The sequence below is a fragment of the Halobacillus seohaensis genome, assembly GCF_042663045.1.
GTDB classification, from domain to species: Bacteria; Bacillota; Bacilli; order Bacillales; family Halobacillaceae; genus Halobacillus_A; species Halobacillus_A seohaensis.
Genome location: NZ_JBHSZV010000032.1, coordinates 88,913 through 105,521, shown reverse-complemented (window position 1 = coordinate 105,521; position 16,609 = coordinate 88,913). Strand labels below are relative to the sequence as shown.

At 38.2% G+C, this 16,609-nt stretch carries 11 protein-coding genes; 9 read left to right on the top strand and 2 right to left on the bottom strand.

Annotated elements, in window-relative coordinates:
- Nucleotides 1-240: 240 nt before the first annotated feature.
- Nucleotides 241-507, top strand: coding sequence for a hypothetical protein (locus tag ACFQIC_RS12880; protein WP_390217173.1), 267 nt, complete (start codon nt 241-243; stop codon nt 505-507).
- Between the two features lie 49 nt (nt 508-556).
- Here ACFQIC_RS12880 and lipA read toward each other — a convergent pair whose 3' ends face one another.
- Both lipA and ACFQIC_RS12870 read right to left on the bottom strand, forming a co-directional pair.
- Nucleotides 557-1,498 (bottom strand): lipoyl synthase, encoded by a 942-nt coding sequence (gene lipA / locus ACFQIC_RS12875; RefSeq protein WP_204709656.1) that lies wholly within the window; start codon nt 1,496-1,498, stop codon nt 557-559.
- 18 nt (nt 1,499-1,516) lie between these two features.
- On the bottom strand, nt 1,517-2,332 hold the full coding sequence (locus tag ACFQIC_RS12870; protein WP_204709724.1) for a lipoate--protein ligase family protein: 816 nt from the start codon (nt 2,330-2,332) through the stop codon (nt 1,517-1,519).
- Between the two features lie 284 nt (nt 2,333-2,616).
- On the opposite strand from ACFQIC_RS12870, the gene ACFQIC_RS12865 reads away from it, so the two are divergent.
- The 8 genes from ACFQIC_RS12865 (at nt 2,617) to ACFQIC_RS12830 (ending at nt 16,488) form a co-directional block, all read left to right on the top strand.
- A complete protein-coding gene (locus ACFQIC_RS12865) occupies nt 2,617-3,129 on the top strand; it encodes a transposase (RefSeq protein WP_204709648.1) in 513 nt (170 codons plus the stop codon).
- 133 nt (nt 3,130-3,262) lie between these two features.
- Complete coding sequence (locus ACFQIC_RS12860; RefSeq protein WP_204709647.1) at nt 3,263-5,158, top strand: PrkA family serine protein kinase; 1,896 nt, start codon at nt 3,263-3,265, stop codon at nt 5,156-5,158.
- A gap of 76 nt (nt 5,159-5,234) precedes the next feature.
- Complete coding sequence (locus tag ACFQIC_RS12855) at nt 5,235-6,764, top strand: Ppx/GppA phosphatase family protein (protein WP_204709646.1); 1,530 nt, start codon at nt 5,235-5,237, stop codon at nt 6,762-6,764.
- Between the two features lie 96 nt (nt 6,765-6,860).
- Nucleotides 6,861-8,951: an RNA degradosome polyphosphate kinase gene (locus ACFQIC_RS12850; protein ID WP_204709645.1), complete on the top strand. Its 2,091-nt coding sequence runs from the start codon at nt 6,861-6,863 to the stop codon at nt 8,949-8,951.
- Nucleotides 8,952-9,194: 243 nt separating this feature from the next.
- On the top strand, nt 9,195-12,008 hold the full coding sequence (locus ACFQIC_RS12845; protein ID WP_390217189.1) for a 2-oxoglutarate dehydrogenase E1 component: 2,814 nt from the start codon (nt 9,195-9,197) through the stop codon (nt 12,006-12,008).
- Nucleotides 12,005-13,321 carry a 2-oxoglutarate dehydrogenase complex dihydrolipoyllysine-residue succinyltransferase gene (gene odhB, locus ACFQIC_RS12840; protein WP_204709643.1) on the top strand — a complete coding sequence of 439 codons (1,317 nt, stop codon included), beginning with the start codon at nt 12,005-12,007 and terminating at the stop codon, nt 13,319-13,321. Before ACFQIC_RS12845 ends, odhB begins: the two co-directional genes overlap by 4 nt.
- Before the next feature lie 265 nt (nt 13,322-13,586).
- The gene (gene yhbH / locus ACFQIC_RS12835; RefSeq protein WP_204709636.1) at nt 13,587-14,750 is read left to right on the top strand and encodes a sporulation protein YhbH; all 1,164 of its coding nucleotides are present in this window, start codon (nt 13,587-13,589) and stop codon (nt 14,748-14,750) included.
- Between the two features lie 217 nt (nt 14,751-14,967).
- Nucleotides 14,968-16,488, top strand: coding sequence for a potassium/proton antiporter (locus tag ACFQIC_RS12830; RefSeq protein ID WP_204709634.1), 1,521 nt, complete (start codon nt 14,968-14,970; stop codon nt 16,486-16,488).
- Nucleotides 16,489-16,609 lie beyond the last annotated feature (121 nt).

Sequence of the window (16,609 nt, the reverse complement as noted above, 5' to 3'; positions counted from 1 at the left end):
ATGGATACTAAGTATGATACGCACACTAGAATAATTAACGTTAATTTCATGTGAAAAGGCCTCCTTTATTATCTAAACAGACAAGCATGACTGTCTGCTATTATACCCCATTTAGCCGAGTATGTGAATTGTTTGAAAGGATTTGTTATAAGAACAGGTTTTTCCGCTCAAACATATAATGGAAAGTGAACATATGGTGAAATGTAGATGAATAACCCGTGTTCTTAATGGAGGGATCAAATGCTACCTGATGACGCTCATTTTTATGAAATGAATGAGGATATGCGTAGGGCAGACCCGTATTACTATGAGGAAGAACGATTCTTCGGAGGCCCTTTTGTCGGAGGACTTCTTGGAGGATTTATAGGAAGTGCTATTCCACCACTCTTTTTTGATGGAGGATTTGGAGGGGGCTATGGAGGATATGGACCCGGTTATGGAGGGTTTTATCCGCCGCCCTATTACGGTCCGCCTGGTCCGCCCTTTTATCCAGGATACTACTGGTAATGAAAAAACCGCCTCTTTGGGCGGTTTTTTTAATGTGTATATTGATGAATTAAAAGGTTTTGTCTAATGTTTCACCTTGAGACTCATAGCCTTGAGCATACTTAATGCGGCGCTGAGCAGATGTTTCGTTCACTTGCTCATCGGCGTGATAAGAAGAGCGAACCATTGGTCCAGCTTCACAATGTCTAAAGCCTTTCTCCATAGCGATTTTTTTAAGTTCTTCAAATTCGTCTGGGTGATAATAACGTTCAACGTTCAAGTGCTTTTTCGTTGGCTGCAAATATTGACCGATCGTCATAATATCAACGTTATGTGCGAGAAGGTCATCCATTGCTTGTTCGATTTCTTCTTTTGTTTCCCCTAAACCAACCATAAGGCTTGATTTGGTAGGAGTATCTGGACGTATCTCTTTTACTCGACGAAGCAGTTCTAAAGAACGATCATACATTGCACGAGCACGAACCTTTTTCGTTAGGCGTCTGACCGTTTCAATGTTGTGGTTGAAAATGTCTGGCTCTCCGCCCATAAGGGTGTTTAAACTATCGTAGTCACCTTTCATATCAGACGGAAGAATTTCTACCGTACAACTTGGCACACGTCGACGAATTGCTTTTACCGTTTCGCCAAAGACAGCAGCACCTCCATCATTTAAGTCATCACGTGCCACTGCGGTAACAACGACATGCTTAAGACCCATGATTTCAACGGATTCAGCCACACGTTCAGGTTCTCCTAAATCGAGTTCATTAGGTAAGCCTGTTTTAACCGCACAAAAGCGGCATCCACGTGTACAAGTATCTCCAAGGATCATAAAGGTTGCCGTTTTTCGTTCACTCCAACATTCGTGGATATTCGGACAACGGGCTTCTTCACATACGGTATTTAGTTTTTTCTCTCGCATTAGTTTCTTTAGGCCTGTGTAGGATTTGTTCGTGTTGATTTTGATTTTTAACCAATCCGGTTTACGTATGTACTCATCTTTTTTTGGCAAGTTGATCCACTCCTTTTTTTATCTTGCAAAATTCCAATCGTCATGGTTGTACCGTTTTTCAGCAAGATCATAAACTTCTTTCCATTGTTCATCAGTTAAAGTAAAAGGTTCTAAATTAATATCCAAGCCTTTTTCAAAACCTTTCTTAAAAGCTTTGCGCGTTTCGTCAAAACCAATCGGCTGCTCGACTAAATTGTTAATGGAAACAGCTTTATCTCCAAAAGACTGACGAGCTCTTTCCTTAATTCGTTCGTTTTTATAAATAAACATATCAAAAAGCTTCGTTTCATCTACATTGATCGGGATCGATCCATGCTGGAGTATTACACCTTTTTTCCTTGTTTGAGCACTGCCTGCTGCTTTCTTACCATCTACAATTAACTCGTACCAGGAAGGTTCTTCAAAACACACAGCTGACCCATTTGAATTTAATTTTTCCTCTGGAATAGCGAACTCTGCAGAAATATCAAGTTCTTTAAATCCTTCCAGTAATCCTTGTGATAAGACTAAATAGGCTTGTTTTACGGAAGCAGGCATTTGTGAGTGACCTTCTGATACTATTACACTATATGTTAACTCATCATCGTGAAGAACAGCTCGTCCACCCGTTTGTCTCCTCACTAATTCAAATCCATTCTTTTTAATAGCATCAAGGTCAATCTTGCCTTTAACTTTTTGAAAATATCCAACAGAAAGACCAGCTGGCTTCCATCCATAAAAGCGAAGAACAGGTGGGATTTTCCCTTCACTATGCCAATTCAAAAGTGTTTCATCTAATGCCATGTTTACGGCTGGCGTAAGATGACCTGAATCAACAAAGTACCATGTTTCCATCATTTTGACCTTCTTTCCATAGAATATCCTTTATTCAATTAAAATGTTCAAGATAATTCTAACAAGGGAGGGAAAGGGTGTCAAAATAGTTCCAAGGACTTTTTTGATAAATTGCGTTAATTTTGCGTCAATTGCGTGATCACGCAAAAATTGAATTGTGTTGAAATTGTGTGGTACCTGGTACTACACAATTTGGTACCACACAATAAAGGATCGATAGTTTATAATAAGGTTTGGGAGGTGCTTTATGCCGAGAAAAACGAAGAGTTTGGGTTCCGGGTGCTATGTATCATATCACAGCTATAGGAAATAGAAAGGAGGATATTTTTTTATGTAATGATGATCGTAGAATGTATTTAAATCTTATAAAATACACCCAAGTAAAAGTAGGGTACAAGCTACATGCCTATTGTTTAATGAGTAACCATATTCATTTACTTATAGAAACCATTGATTCACCCCCAGGCAAAATCCTGCAACTTCTACATTTGAATTACTCCAAACACTTCAATAAGAAATACAAGCATGTCGGACACGTTTTTCAAAATCGATATTATGACAAAATCATAATGGATCACTTCTATTTCACCTCTGCCTGCAGCTACATCCACTTAAACTCCTCACGAGAAAGCCTCGTAGAATATGAAAATGATACACTTTGGTCCTCTCATAATTATTACCTCAAAGGAGAATCCAACAGCCTCATGACTAAGGAATTACTACTCAGTTACTTACCTTATAAAAACTACCGTGATTGGTTCACCAGCCAAAAAGTAATTTCTCTCAAAGAAAATTAAATTGTGTTGAAATTGTGTGGTACCAGGTACGCATAAAGAATTGTGTGGTACCTTGTACCATTAAGAGAATGAATCTCTTTTACTGCGCATAGGATGTATTAATCTTGTTAGTTACGACGAGGGAGGTCGTTGAGTGGATATTATTAAAAGAATACAGAACCATCGCGAACATGAGGAAGAGTTGAAGTGGGAAGGGACATTTGGGGATTATTTGGAGCTATTAAGAGACAAACCGTACTTGGCACAAACTGCTCATTCTCGTGTCTATAATATGATTACTGAAGCGGGAGTGAAAGAGGGAGAGTCCAATAAAAATTATTCATTTTTCGATGACGACATTTATGGCTTAGAAGATTCCATGGAGAAGCTTGTTGAAGAGTATTTTCACCCGGCAGCTCGTAGACTTGATGTGAGAAAGAGAATTCTCTTATTAATGGGTCCAGTAAGTGGCGGGAAGTCAACGCTTGTTAATTTATTGAAACGTGGTTTAGAAAAGTATTCGTATACGGATAAAGGTGCTGTTTTTGCAATTAAGGGGTGCCCAATGCATGAGGATCCTCTTCACATGATTCCTCATCATTTAAGGGAAGAATTTCAAGCAGATTATGGAATCAGAATTGAAGGAAGCTTGTCTCCTCTGAACACGATGAGATTAGAACAGGATTTTGGGGGACGAATTGAGGATGTATTAGTAGAAAGGATTTTCTTTTCAGAAGATAAACGGACTGGTATTGGAACGTTTAGCCCTTCGGATCCAAAGTCTCAGGATATTGCTGATTTGACAGGGTCGATTGACTTTTCAACGATTGCTCAATTTGGATCAGAGTCGGATCCTCGTGCCTATCGTTTCGATGGGGAACTAAATAAGGCAAATCGTGGCATTATGGAATTCCAGGAAATTCTGAAATGTGATGAGAAGTTTCTCTGGCATTTACTAAGTCTGACGCAAGAAGGAAATTTTAAAGCTGGACGTTTTGCCTTAATATCGGCTGATGAATTGATTGTGGCTCATACGAATGAAGCAGAGTACCGTTCGTTTATTGCGAATAAGAAAAATGAGGCGTTGCATTCACGAATGATCGTTATGCCAATTCCTTATAATTTGAAGGTAGCAGAAGAAGAAAAAATTTATGAAAAAATGATTCGCGATAGTGATATCCGGGATGTTCATATTGCCCCCCACACCCTTAAGGTAGCTGCGATGTTCACCATTCTCACTCGTTTAAAAGAGTCGAAAAAGGCTTCCATTGATGTACTTAAGAAAATGTATTTGTATGATGGGGAAGTTCTTGAAGGTTTTAGTGACGTCGATGTGGATGAGCTTAGAAATGAATTCTCTGATGAAGGTATGAGTGGTATTGACCCGCGTTATGTGATTAACCGAATTTCTTCTACGATTATTAAGAAAGAGATGACGTCAATCAATGCTCTTGATGTTTTACGCTCACTTAAGGACGGATTAGGCAGTCATGCTTCCATTTCTAAAGAAGATCAAGAACGTTATCTAGAATTTATTTCTCTTGCTAGAAAACAATATGATGATTTAGCGAAAAAAGAAGTTCAAAAAGCGTTCGTTTACTCGTATGAAGAGTCGGCACGAACATTACTGGACAACTATTTAGACAATGTGGAAGCATATTGTAATAAATCGAAGCTGCGTGATCCTTTAACGGGTGAAGAGATGAATCCAGACGAAAGATTGATGCGTTCAATTGAGGAACAGATTGGTGTATCCGAAAATGCGAAGAAGGCATTTCGTGAAGAGATTTTAATAAGAATTTCTGCTTATGCTAGAAAAGGGAAGAAGTTTGATTATCAGTCTCACGAACGGTTAAGAGAAGCGATTCAGAAGAAACTGTTTGCCGATCTTAAGGACATTGTCAAAATTACCACATCAACGAAGACTCCAGATGAACAGCAATTGAAAAAAATGAATGAAGTGGTGGCGACGTTAGTGGATGAACATGGTTATAATCCCACTTCTGCGAATGAACTTTTAAAATATGTTGGTAGTTTACTGAATAGATAAAATTTGTAAGGGGCTCTAGCATATGCTAGAGCCTCTTTATGATATAATGTGCAAAAATGTAGAGTAGGTGGAACAAATGTCAAAACGTTATTATGGAATCATTGATGTCGGCTCCAACTCCATACGGCTAGTTATTTATTTAAGGGATAAAAGCGGGCGCTTACGTGAAGTTGAAAACGTAAAAGCGGTAGCACGGTTGAGCACATACTTACAAGAGAATGGTCGACTGTCAGATGCAGGTATCGAAAAAATGATCGTAACATTAAGAAGCTTTGATGAAGTCCTCCAAACGTATCATTTGGAAGAGTCGATATGTGTAGCAACAGCGGCAATCAGACAATCTACAAATCAAAAGGAAATCGTGGAGCAAGTCACTAAACAAATTGGATTTACTATGCGTGTTTTATCAGAAGAAGAGGAAGCCTACTATGGCTATTTAGCTGTGGTGAATTCTACTTCTATTTCTGAAGGATTTACAGTAGACATTGGCGGGGGAAGTACGGAAATTACGTATTTCAAAGATCGCAAGCTTGTGCATTCCCACAGTTTCCCATTTGGTGCCATAACCTTAAAAGAACTCTTTTTTAAAGGTGAACTTCCAACAGAACAAGAATTTATACAGCTGCGTCAGTTCTTAAAGGAACGTTTTCAATCATTGCCTTGGTTAAAAAAACAAAATGTTCCCTTAATTGGAATTGGTGGTGGAGCTAGAAACGTGGTGGAAATTGATCAAAACCTTAAGGAGTATCCGTTAGCGGGACTCCATCAATATAAAATGCTGGATAGTGATTTATCGTTTATTAAAAATTATTTATTTACGCTGCCAATGAAAAAACTGCAAAAGGTAGAGGGCTTATCGAAGGATCGTGCTGACATTATCCTGCCAGTCACGGAAGTTTTTCATTCTTTATATGAACTTACTCAAGCAGATGGTTTTATTTTAAGTCGAAAGGGTCTAAGAGATGGTGTGTTTTATGAGTTACTTACGCAAGGTACAGGAACTCACCTGTTTCCCAACGTTCTTAAAGAAAGTATTCAAGAATTGGTTAATGATTATGACCTGAATTGGGAACAAATTCATCACGTGCAGCATTTAGCAAAACAATTATTTGATCAATTTCATGAGAAAGGAATTGGATCACTTACAAAACAGGACTGGAAAGACGTGAAACGGGCGAGTTATGTATATAATTTGGGAGAATATATTGATAACGAGGCGAGTGCGCAACATACGTTTTATTTATTAGCTAATCGTACAATCGATGGACTCATGCACATGGATCGCTTAAAGCTTGCACTGATGGCTTCATTTAAAAGTAAAACCGTATTCAAACAGTTTATAGGTCCTTATAAAAAATGGTTTCTACACGATTGTCAAAAGCACATAAGAATGCTTGGAGCATTGTTAATGTTTTGCTACAGCCTCGACAGTACTCGAAGAGGAGCAGTTACAGACGTAGAAGTTAATTTAAATAGTGAGACGATAGAAATTAGTTTACTTTGCAAAAAAGACTTTATGCCAGAAGAATATCAAACTGAAAAGCAAAAGAAGCATTTGGAAAAATCATTAAAGCGAAAAATTGAGTTATTTTTTATTTATTCCTGAAATGGTTATAGTTTACAAAAATTTTATATCAGCTTCATTTTTCTATAATAACTATGTAGTAAGCTGAAGGAGAAGACTGTCGAAATGAGGTGAATCATGGATATTGAAGATCTAGATCATCCTAATTATTACAATAATCGTGAGCTTAGTTGGCTTGCTTTTAATGAACGTGTCCTTGAAGAGGCGAAGGATCAGAGCACACCGTTACTAGAACGATTGAAATTCCTAGCAATTTTTTCATCGAATTTGGATGAGTTTTTCATGGTTCGAGTAGCCGGCCTAAAGGATCAAGTAAGAGCTGGATATAATAAACCTGAGAATAAAGCAGGTTTAACCCCTAAAAAGCAACTTAAAGAGATTGCGACTATTAATCATGGGCTTGTAGAAAGTCAGTACGAAACTTATCAACTTATGAAACCATATTTAGATCAAGAGGGTATTTCGATCGTAGCTGTTGACGATTTATCGGATACTCAAGTAAAAGAGCTTGAAAAGTATTTTGATGAGGAAATTTTTCCAGTACTCACTCCTATGGCTGTAGATACGTATCGTCCATTTCCCATCCTGTTAAATAAAACGATTAACTTAGCGACTTTTTTAAAAAATAAAATGGACCACAGTGATCATGCTGAGAAAACAGCTATTGTTCAAGTACCTTCTCTCCTTCCTCGCTTTGTGAAAGTGTCAAACTCATCAAAACAACAGTTTATACTCCTTGAAGAAACAATCAGTTATTTTATTGGGAAATTATTTAAAGGTTATGAAGTGGATTCAATCACTGAATTCAGAATCACTCGAAATGCAGATATGACAATCCATGAAGAGGGTGCTCGCGACCTTCTTAAGTCGATTGAAAAAGAACTAAAGAAACGAAAATGGGGAGCCGCTGTACGTTTAGAAGTTCGCAAGGGTAAATATGAAAACAATATGGTTCGCTTTTTGTTAAGCGTTCTAGAAATTCATGAAAAGGATTTATACATCACAGATGGTCCTTTGGATCTAACATATCTATTTAGTTTCTATAATGAATTAGCTGAGTCTAAAGAACAACTGATTTATGAAAAATTGATCCCTCAACCTTTGCGTGATGTTGAAGCGGGGGAGGATATATTTTCTGTAGCACGTAAGCGTGATATTTTTATGCATCATCCTTATGAGTCATTTGAGCCTGTGGTGGAGTTTGTTTCAGAAGCCGCCAATGATCCGGACGTATTAGCTATTAAACAAACTTTATATCGTGTTAGTGGTGATTCACCGATTATTGACGGCTTAAAAAGAGCAGCAGAGAACGGTAAACAAGTTACAGTTCTTGTAGAGTTAAAGGCTCGATTTGATGAAGAAAACAATGTGCAATGGGCTAGAGAATTAGAGAAAGCTGGTTGTCATGTGATTTATGGAATGACTTACTTAAAAACACATAGTAAAATCACTTTAGTTGTTAGAAAAAAGAAAGATACAATTGAGCGTTTCGTCCATCTAGGAACAGGGAACTATAATGATCAGACAGCCAAGGTATATACGGATATGGGATTGATTACAACTGATGAGGAGTTTGGTAATGATGCAACTAATTTCTTCAATTATTTAAGTGGTTATACAGAAAAGCCTAGCTTTAATCACATTTCTATGGCTCCATTTGATCTCCGCGATGATTTCATCAAGTTTATTGATCAAGAAATCATTTTTCATGATAAGCATGAGAATGGACGTATTATTGCGAAAATGAATTCCTTAACAGACAAGCTGATGATAAAGAAATTGTATGAAGCATCACAAGCAGGAGTGAAAATTGACCTGATTGTGCGAGGTATATGTTGTTTGAAACCCGGAATTGAGGGTATAAGTGAAAATATACGAGTTATTAGCATAGTTGGTCGTTTTTTAGAACATAGTCGTATTTTTTACTTCCATCAAAATGGAGATGAAAAGGTGTATTTGTCATCCGCCGATCTTATGACGAGAAATATGATGAAGCGAGTGGAATTGGCTTTTCCGATTTATGATCCAATGATTAAGCAACGATTAGTTAAAATTTTAGAACTAACTTTAGCTGATAACCTAAAGGCACGAGAACAGGATCAACAAGGAGAATATCACTATGTATCTCCTTCTTCTAGTCGTTTAACAATCAATAGTCAGATGCAATTATTTGATTGGGCGTATCGCGTCCTTGAAGATGAGGAATAAAGTTTCTACTAAAAATGAAAAAGACGTACCAAATGGTGCGTCTTTCTTGTTATAATGTAATTGGTATTCAGACAAAAGAAAAAAAGAGATAAATGTTGAATTTGAGAACGTTTCAACTCTATAATAGTATATGTGTTTGCAAACGTTTACGTTCCAGCATTAGACAACAACTACTTGGAGGTATTTGACGTGGCTAATCAAGGCGCCAGCGAAAGATTTTGGGAAGAATTTCACGGCCCTAATATGGGCTATATTGAGGAACAGTATGAGTTATTCGAAAAAGATCCGAAATTAGTCGATCCTAGTTTAAAAGAAGTATTTGAAAAACATGGAGCTCCTGAGTGGATAAGTGCTTCCGTTTCCCCATCTTCAAACGGAGAAGCTCAAGCTTCCTCTGTAGATATGGTTAAAGTAACCTCAGCACTTAAACTTGTTGAGGCTATTCGACGTCATGGTCATTTAGACGCAAAAATTTATGCGGTAGGAAGTAATGAGAGAGCTGCGACTAATATGCTCGATATCTCAAGATATGGACTTACCGAGAGTGATTTAGAAAATATGCCAGCCGAATGGGTGTGGCCTAATTCCTATATTAAATTAAGTAATGCACTTCAGGTCGTACGTAAACTGAAAGAGACGTATGCGGGAACGATTTCATTTGAATATGATCATGTAAGTCATGAGAATGAAAGACAATGGCTACAACACCAAATAGACACCTCAGATTTCCAAGTGAATCTAAGCAATGAAGAAAAAAAACAATTACTTAGAAGATTAGTTGATGTAGAGGGATTTGAGAACTTTCTAGCAAAAACGTTTGTTGCTCAAAAACGTTTTTCTATTGAGGGGCTCGATGTTATGGTTCCGATGCTTGACTACATTGTTCAAGCATCGTCCCGGGATCAAATTAGTAACATTATGATGGGGATGGCCCACCGTGGGCGATTAAACGTACTAGCCCATGTTCTAGGTAAGCCATATGATCGAATCTTTTCAGAGTTTCATCATTCTCCAGACAAAGAGTTGATTCCTTCTGAAGGTTCAACGGGAATTAACTATGGTTGGACAGGAGACGTGAAATATCACTTTGGCGCACAACGTGAAGTCGGAAATGGGGAAAAGTCTACGACTCAAGTAACGTTAAGCCACAATCCTTCCCATTTAGAATATGTTAATCCTGTAGTTCAAGGGTTCACAAGAGCGGCCCAGGATGATCGTACAAAAGTAGGATATTCCAATTTAGATGAAGAAGAAGCTTTTGGTATCTTAATTCATGGAGACGCTGCCTTTATTGGCGAGGGTGTTGTAGCTGAATCTTTAAATATGAAAGATTTACCTGGCTACCGTACAGGGGGGACTCTTCACCTTATTGCGAATAACTTAGTTGGTTTTACGACCAATCGTAAGGATGGTCGTTCTACGCGCTATGCAAGTGATTTAGCAAAAGGTTTTGAGATTCCGATCGTACACGTGAATGCCGACGATCCCATTGCTTGCTTATCAGCGATGTCTCTAGCTTATGAATATCGTCAGAAATTCAAGAAAGACTTTGTTATCGACCTTGTCGGGTACCGTCGTTATGGACATAATGAGATAGACGAGCCTCGTTCAACTCAACCAACACTTTATAATGAGATTGATAACCATCCAACGGTTCCTCATCTGTTTGAAAAACAGTTAGTGGAAGATCAAGTAGTTGAAGAAGGTACATTAAATCAAATGTTTGAGGAAGTAGGAAGTAAACTACGTGAAACCTACAACAATATGAATGAAAATGAAACAAAAGAAGCCGACGTTAAAGATCGTCCAGGTGGAGTGGAAAGACCACTTGATGAAATCGTTACAGCAATTGACTTAGAGCGATTGAAAAAATTAAATCGAGACTTATTAAAGCGTCCAGAAGGTTTCAACGGCTTTAAGAAGCTCGAAAAAATACTTCAGCGTCGCGGGGATATGTTAGAAGAAGGTAATAAAGTAGACTGGGCGACAGCGGAGTCCCTTGCCTTTGCATCCATTATTGAAGACGGTAAGCCTATTCGGCTAACGGGACAAGATACGGAGAGAGGAACCTTTGCTCACCGTCACATGGTTCTTCATGATGTGGAAACAGACGAAACGTATTGTCCTATGCATGGGTTAGATCAGGCTAATGCTTCTTTTGATATTTATAATAGTCCGTTATCTGAAGCGGGTGTCTTAGGTTTTGAATATGGTTATTCTGTACAGGCTCCAGAGGCTCTTGTTATTTGGGAGGCTCAGTTTGGAGACTTTGCCAATGCCGGTCAGGTTATTTTTGATCAATTTATCGCAGCAGGACGAGCTAAATGGGGCGAAAAGTCCAATATGGTTTTCCTTCTTCCACATGGATATGAGGGGCAAGGACCTGAACACTCAAGTGCTCGTTTAGAACGTTTTCTACAATTAGCTGCAGAAAACAACTGGACCGTTGCTAATGTGACATCGTCAGCTCAGTATTTCCACCTCCTTAGACGTCAAGCAGCTATTAGTAATCAAGAAGAAGCAAGACCACTTGTGCTAATGTCACCTAAGAGTTTATTAAGAAACCAGCGTGTAGCTGCTGAGGGTAGTAAATTTAGTGAGCTGAACTTCCAGCCGATTTTAAGACAACCTGGTTTAACGAAAGAAACGAAAAAGGATAAAGCAAAAGTTAAATCCCTATTGCTAGGAACTGGAAAAATGATGGTTGAAATTGAAGATTCTGTTGAAAAAATTGAAAAGCAGTCTTTTGATACGATAGATGCTTTACGTGTGGAACAAATCTATCCTTTCCCAACAAATTATTTGCAGGAGATTTTAGACGAGTATCCGAACTTAGAAGAACTCGTTTGGGTGCAAGAAGAACCGCAAAATATGGGGACTTGGTATTTTGTTGAAGGTATTCTTCACAAAATGCTTAAAAAAGGTCAAATTCACCGTTATGTTGGAAGGCAACATCGTGCTTCTCCATCTGTTGGTGAGCCAAACATCCATAAAACAGAACAAAACCGAATAATTAATGAAGCGCTACAGTTGTCTAAAGGAGGAACTAACAAATGAAGGAAATTAAGGTCCCTGAATTAGCTGAATCTATCACAGAAGGTACTATAGCCGAATGGCTCGTGAAAAAAGGTGATCAAGTTGAAAAAGGAGATGCAATCCTTGAGCTTGAAACAGACAAAGTTAATGTTGAAGTGAATGCAGATGCAAGCGGAATACTTGCTGAACTTGTAAGAGAAGCAGGTGAAGATGTAGAAGTTGGTGACGTCATTGCCAAGGTTGATGAAAATGGTGAAGCTGGTGGATCTTCTAATGAAGGAGATACTTCCAATGAATCAAAAGCAGAACCTGAAGAAAAGTCTGAACAAACATCAGAGCAAAAACCTAGTGCTCCAGCTGCAAGTTCAGAAGACGTATCAACAGAAGACTCTTCTTCTGAACAAAAAGGGTCCAAAGGTGATGTAGTTGCTACACCGGCTGCTCGAAAGCGCGCTCGTGAATTAGGCTTGAATCTTAGTGATATTACTGCAAAAGATCCTTTAGGCCGCATCCGTCCTGAAGATGTTGATGCTGCTGCCCAAGGTGAACGTAAGAAAGAAGAGAAGCAAGCAGCTCCTAAACAAGAGAAAAAAGCTAGCAAACAAGAGTCAAGTGAAAAAACAGAGTTTGATAAACCTGTTGAACGCGAGAAAATGTCTCGTCGCAGACAAACCATTGCCAAGCGTTTAGTGGATGCACAGCAAAGCTCAGCTATGCTGACTACTTTTAATGAAGTTGACATGACGAATGTGATGAAGTTGCGTAGTGAACGCAAAGAGTCATTCCAAAAGAAGCATGACGTAAAGCTCGGATTCATGTCCTTTTTCACAAAAGCTGCGGTTGGAGCCTTAAAAGAATTTCCACTAATCAACGCTGAGATTCAAGGCAATGAAGTGATCAAAAAGAAATTCTATGATATTGGTATGGCCGTTTCAACTGAGGAAGGTTTAGTTGTTCCGGTTGTCCGGGATGCGGATCGTCTAGACTTTGCGGGAATCGAAAATGGAATTATGGATATGGCCCAAAAGGCTCGTAATAAAGAACTTCAACTGGATGATCTACAAGGAGGATCCTTCACGATTACTAATGGAGGTATATTTGGTTCAATGCTCTCTACACCGATCTTGAATTCACCTCAAGTTGGAATTCTAGGATTGCATAACATTGAAAAACGTGCGAAAGTAATGCCGGATGACTCAATTCAAGCTCGTCCGATGATGTATATCGCACTTTCCTACGATCATCGTATTGTAGACGGTAAAGATGCTGTGCAATTCTTGCGTCGAATTAAAGAAATGATTGAAGATCCGTATGACCTTTTACTAGAAGGCTAAGTATATGAAACCTCTCGCTAAATTTTTAGGCGAGAGGTTTTTTTGAAATTATGAAACTTATCAACATGTGTATTGCTGATATTTGTGAGTAGTTTGTCCGTTGATATACTAATGGATCCTCAGAGGTTATGGTTATCTATCCAAACAGGAGTTTCTGAGATCCAATTCTCCTAGTGAAAAACAAGTTATATTCTATTTTGTCCTCATCCATTGGACTTGTCCTGCATATGATAGAGTAATCCACGTACAGGAGGGGGAAAATGTGATGAATGAAAAGAAGAATTTTGTCATTGCTGAAGACAACTGGTCCCTCCATCGTAAAGGCTATGATGACCAGAGGAGACACCAGGAAAAAGTCAAAGATGCCATGAACAAACAGCTTCCTGACTTAATAACAGAAGAGAATATTGTTATGTCTAACGGAAAACGCGTTGTGAAGATACCGATTCGGTCACTCGATGAATATAAAATTCGTTACAATTATGAGAAGAATAAGCATGCCGGTCAAGGGGATGGGGATAGTGAGGTTGGTGACGTTGTAGGTCAATCGCAAGAGGCACAAAAAAAACCGGGTCAAGGAGAAGGTGCAGGAGATCAAGAAGGGGAAGATTATTACGAGGCTGAAGTAACCTTATCTGAGCTTGAAGATGCATTCTTTAAAGAGCTGACACTACCCAACTTAGCTGAGAAAGAGCAAGACAATATTATCACTGAGGATATAGAGTTTACAGATATCCGAAAAACAGGATTGACTGGAAACATTGATAAAAAACGAACAATGCTTGAAGCTTTTAAACGTAATGCATTAGGTGGGGACTCTACTTTTGCTCCTATTTATCCTGAAGATGTGCGTTTTAAAGCTTGGACAGACCAAGAGAAGCCTGAATCAAAAGCAGTAGTCATTGCAATGATGGATACGAGTGGTTCGATGGGACAATGGGAAAAGTATATGGCACGTAGTTTCTTCTTTTGGATGAATCGATTCCTTAATAAAAATTACGAAACCGTTGATGTCGAATTTATCGCTCATCACACTCAGGCGAAAATTGTGTCAGAAAACGACTTTTTCTCTAAAGGAGAAAGCGGGGGTACGATTTGTTCATCCGCTTATAAAAGAGCCTTAGAACTAATTGAGAACAAATACTCTCCTGAACGCTACAACATCTTTCCTTTTCACTTTTCTGATGGAGATAACTTAACATCGGATAATAAACGCTGTGTTTCGTTAATAAGTGAACTTATGGAAGTATCTCAAATGTTTGGTTATGGAGAAGTCAATCAATATAATCGTTCTTCTAGTTTAATGCAAGCTTACAAATCAATTGGTGACGCTAAATTTCGCTATCATGTACTTCGAAAGAAAGCAGATGTATTTTTTGCGATGAAACACTTTTTTAGAGAAGAAGAACAAGAAGTAGCGTTAAAGTAAAGGGTCAAGGATAAATACCTTGGCTTTTTTTGTTTATTTCGGAAAAATTTAATGTTTTCCTCTTAAAACTAGTTCATTTAGGGAAAAGAACACTTAGTTGTGATGAAGCTTTCTCCTGAATGAGCTTTTTTTATTTTTATACAAGATGAGTTATTCTAATAATGGGGAGGGATGTTGTTATAATAAGAAGAGAAAGATACATAAAGGGGTTTCGTAGATGATTCATCAAATTTTACAGTCCAATCAATTTATTATGCTTGTAGCTTTGTTATTAATTATGAGCATAGTTGTGACTAAATTCTCTACTCGTTTAGGCGTGCCATCGCTTGTTCTATTTATTGCTGTGGGTATGGCTGTTGGAAGTGATGGTTTAGAATTAATTTACTTCGACAACGCAGAAATTGCCCAGTTGGTTGGGATCTTTGCACTTATTATTATTTTATTTGAAGGTGGTATGCAGACGAAATGGAGTGCCATTCGTCCTGTTCTTGCTCCATCGATTACGCTAGCCACAATTGGAGTAATTCTTACGAGTTCAATTGTGGCAGTGGCAGCAAAATATGTATTGGGATTGTCTTGGATTGAAGCTTTTTTACTTGGCTCAATTGTCGGATCTACCGATGCAGCAGCAGTGTTTGCTGTTCTCAAAGGGAAAAATATTCGTGATAAGCTTGAAGCGACCCTAGAAGCAGAGTCGGGTACGAATGATCCTATGGCTGTTTTTTTAACGATTAGTTTTATTCAAGTATTAACGGCCAATGAAGCGAATATTTGGGGAATGGTTGGTTCGTTTTTCTGGCAAATGGGGGGCGGATTAGCGGTCGGATTGGTAATTGGTTACGGAGCTAGTTTTGCTCTTAACAGAATTAATTTAGATTCTAGTGGTTTATATCCTTTATTCGCTCTTGGTTTTGCGTTTTTGACTTATGGTGCTAGTTCACTGATTCAAGCAAGTGGTTTGTTATCTGTTTACGTTGCGGCAGTATTAATTGGAAATGCGGAACTGGCTTATCGCTACTCTATTCTTCGTTTTCACGAAGGATTTGGTTGGATGGCGCAAATTCTAATGTTTGTATTACTGGGTTTATTTGTTTTTCCTTCAGATGTATTTACCTGGCCAGTTATCGTTGATGGTATGCTTATTTCTTTAGTTCTTATTTTAGTAGCACGTCCGATCGCCACTTTTATAAGTTTAATGTTCTTTAAATTCCATTGGAAGGAGAAGGCGTTTCTTTCATGGGCGGGATTACGTGGTGCTGTTCCCATTGTTTTAGCTATTTTCCCTTTATTAACGGGAGTAAATAATAGCCAATTAATGTTTAATATTGTTTTCTTCATTGTTATCTTATCTACACTCGTTCAAGGATCTTCGATTACGTGGGTAGCTGAGAAGTTTAAATTGGTATCAGAAAGGAAAACGAATCCTATCCATTCCTTAGAATTAATATCAATGGGAAAAGCGAATGTTGAGATGATGCAATATGATGTAAATAAGAGCAATCTAATTGTTGGTCAGTCGTTAGAGACTTTGGACTTACCTAACAAAGCATTAATCAGTGCTATTATTCGAGACGGAGAAGTCATTACACCTTACGGACAAACGACGATCCAATCCGGTGATACGCTTTATATTATGGTAACTAAAAAGGTGAAGAAAGAGGTAAGAAGAATATTGGAATCTGTTACGCAAGAAGAAATAAAGGTAGAAAAGAAGGACAACGAAAAAAACCGAGCTTGAAGGTAGCTCGGCTTTTTTCGTAGCAGCTATGATATTTGTGGTCAATCGTTATGATATGAAGAATACACTGTTAATTATAGATAAGCTTCACCACTTTGTAAAGGCTTTATCAATAAAACAT

Bases quoted from the DNA above. Each gene is read 5' to 3' on its own strand.
- yhbH (WP_204709636.1), top strand. From the start codon at position 13,587: ATGAATGAAAAGAAGAATTTTGTCATTGCTGAAGACAACTGGTCCCTC.
- ACFQIC_RS12850 (WP_204709645.1), top strand. From the start codon at position 6,861: ATGGATATTGAAGATCTAGATCATCCTAATTATTACAATAATCGTGAG.
- ACFQIC_RS12880 (WP_390217173.1), top strand. From the start codon at position 241: ATGCTACCTGATGACGCTCATTTTTATGAAATGAATGAGGATATGCGT.
- ACFQIC_RS12855 (WP_204709646.1), top strand. From the start codon at position 5,235: ATGTCAAAACGTTATTATGGAATCATTGATGTCGGCTCCAACTCCATA.
- ACFQIC_RS12870 (WP_204709724.1), bottom strand. From the start codon at position 2,332: ATGGAAACATGGTACTTTGTTGATTCAGGTCATCTTACGCCAGCCGTA.
- odhB (WP_204709643.1), top strand. From the start codon at position 12,005: ATGAAGGAAATTAAGGTCCCTGAATTAGCTGAATCTATCACAGAAGGT.
- ACFQIC_RS12830 (WP_204709634.1), top strand. From the start codon at position 14,968: ATGATTCATCAAATTTTACAGTCCAATCAATTTATTATGCTTGTAGCT.
- ACFQIC_RS12845 (WP_390217189.1), top strand. From the start codon at position 9,195: ATGGGCTATATTGAGGAACAGTATGAGTTATTCGAAAAAGATCCGAAA.
- ACFQIC_RS12865 (WP_204709648.1), top strand. From the start codon at position 2,617: ATGTATCATATCACAGCTATAGGAAATAGAAAGGAGGATATTTTTTTA.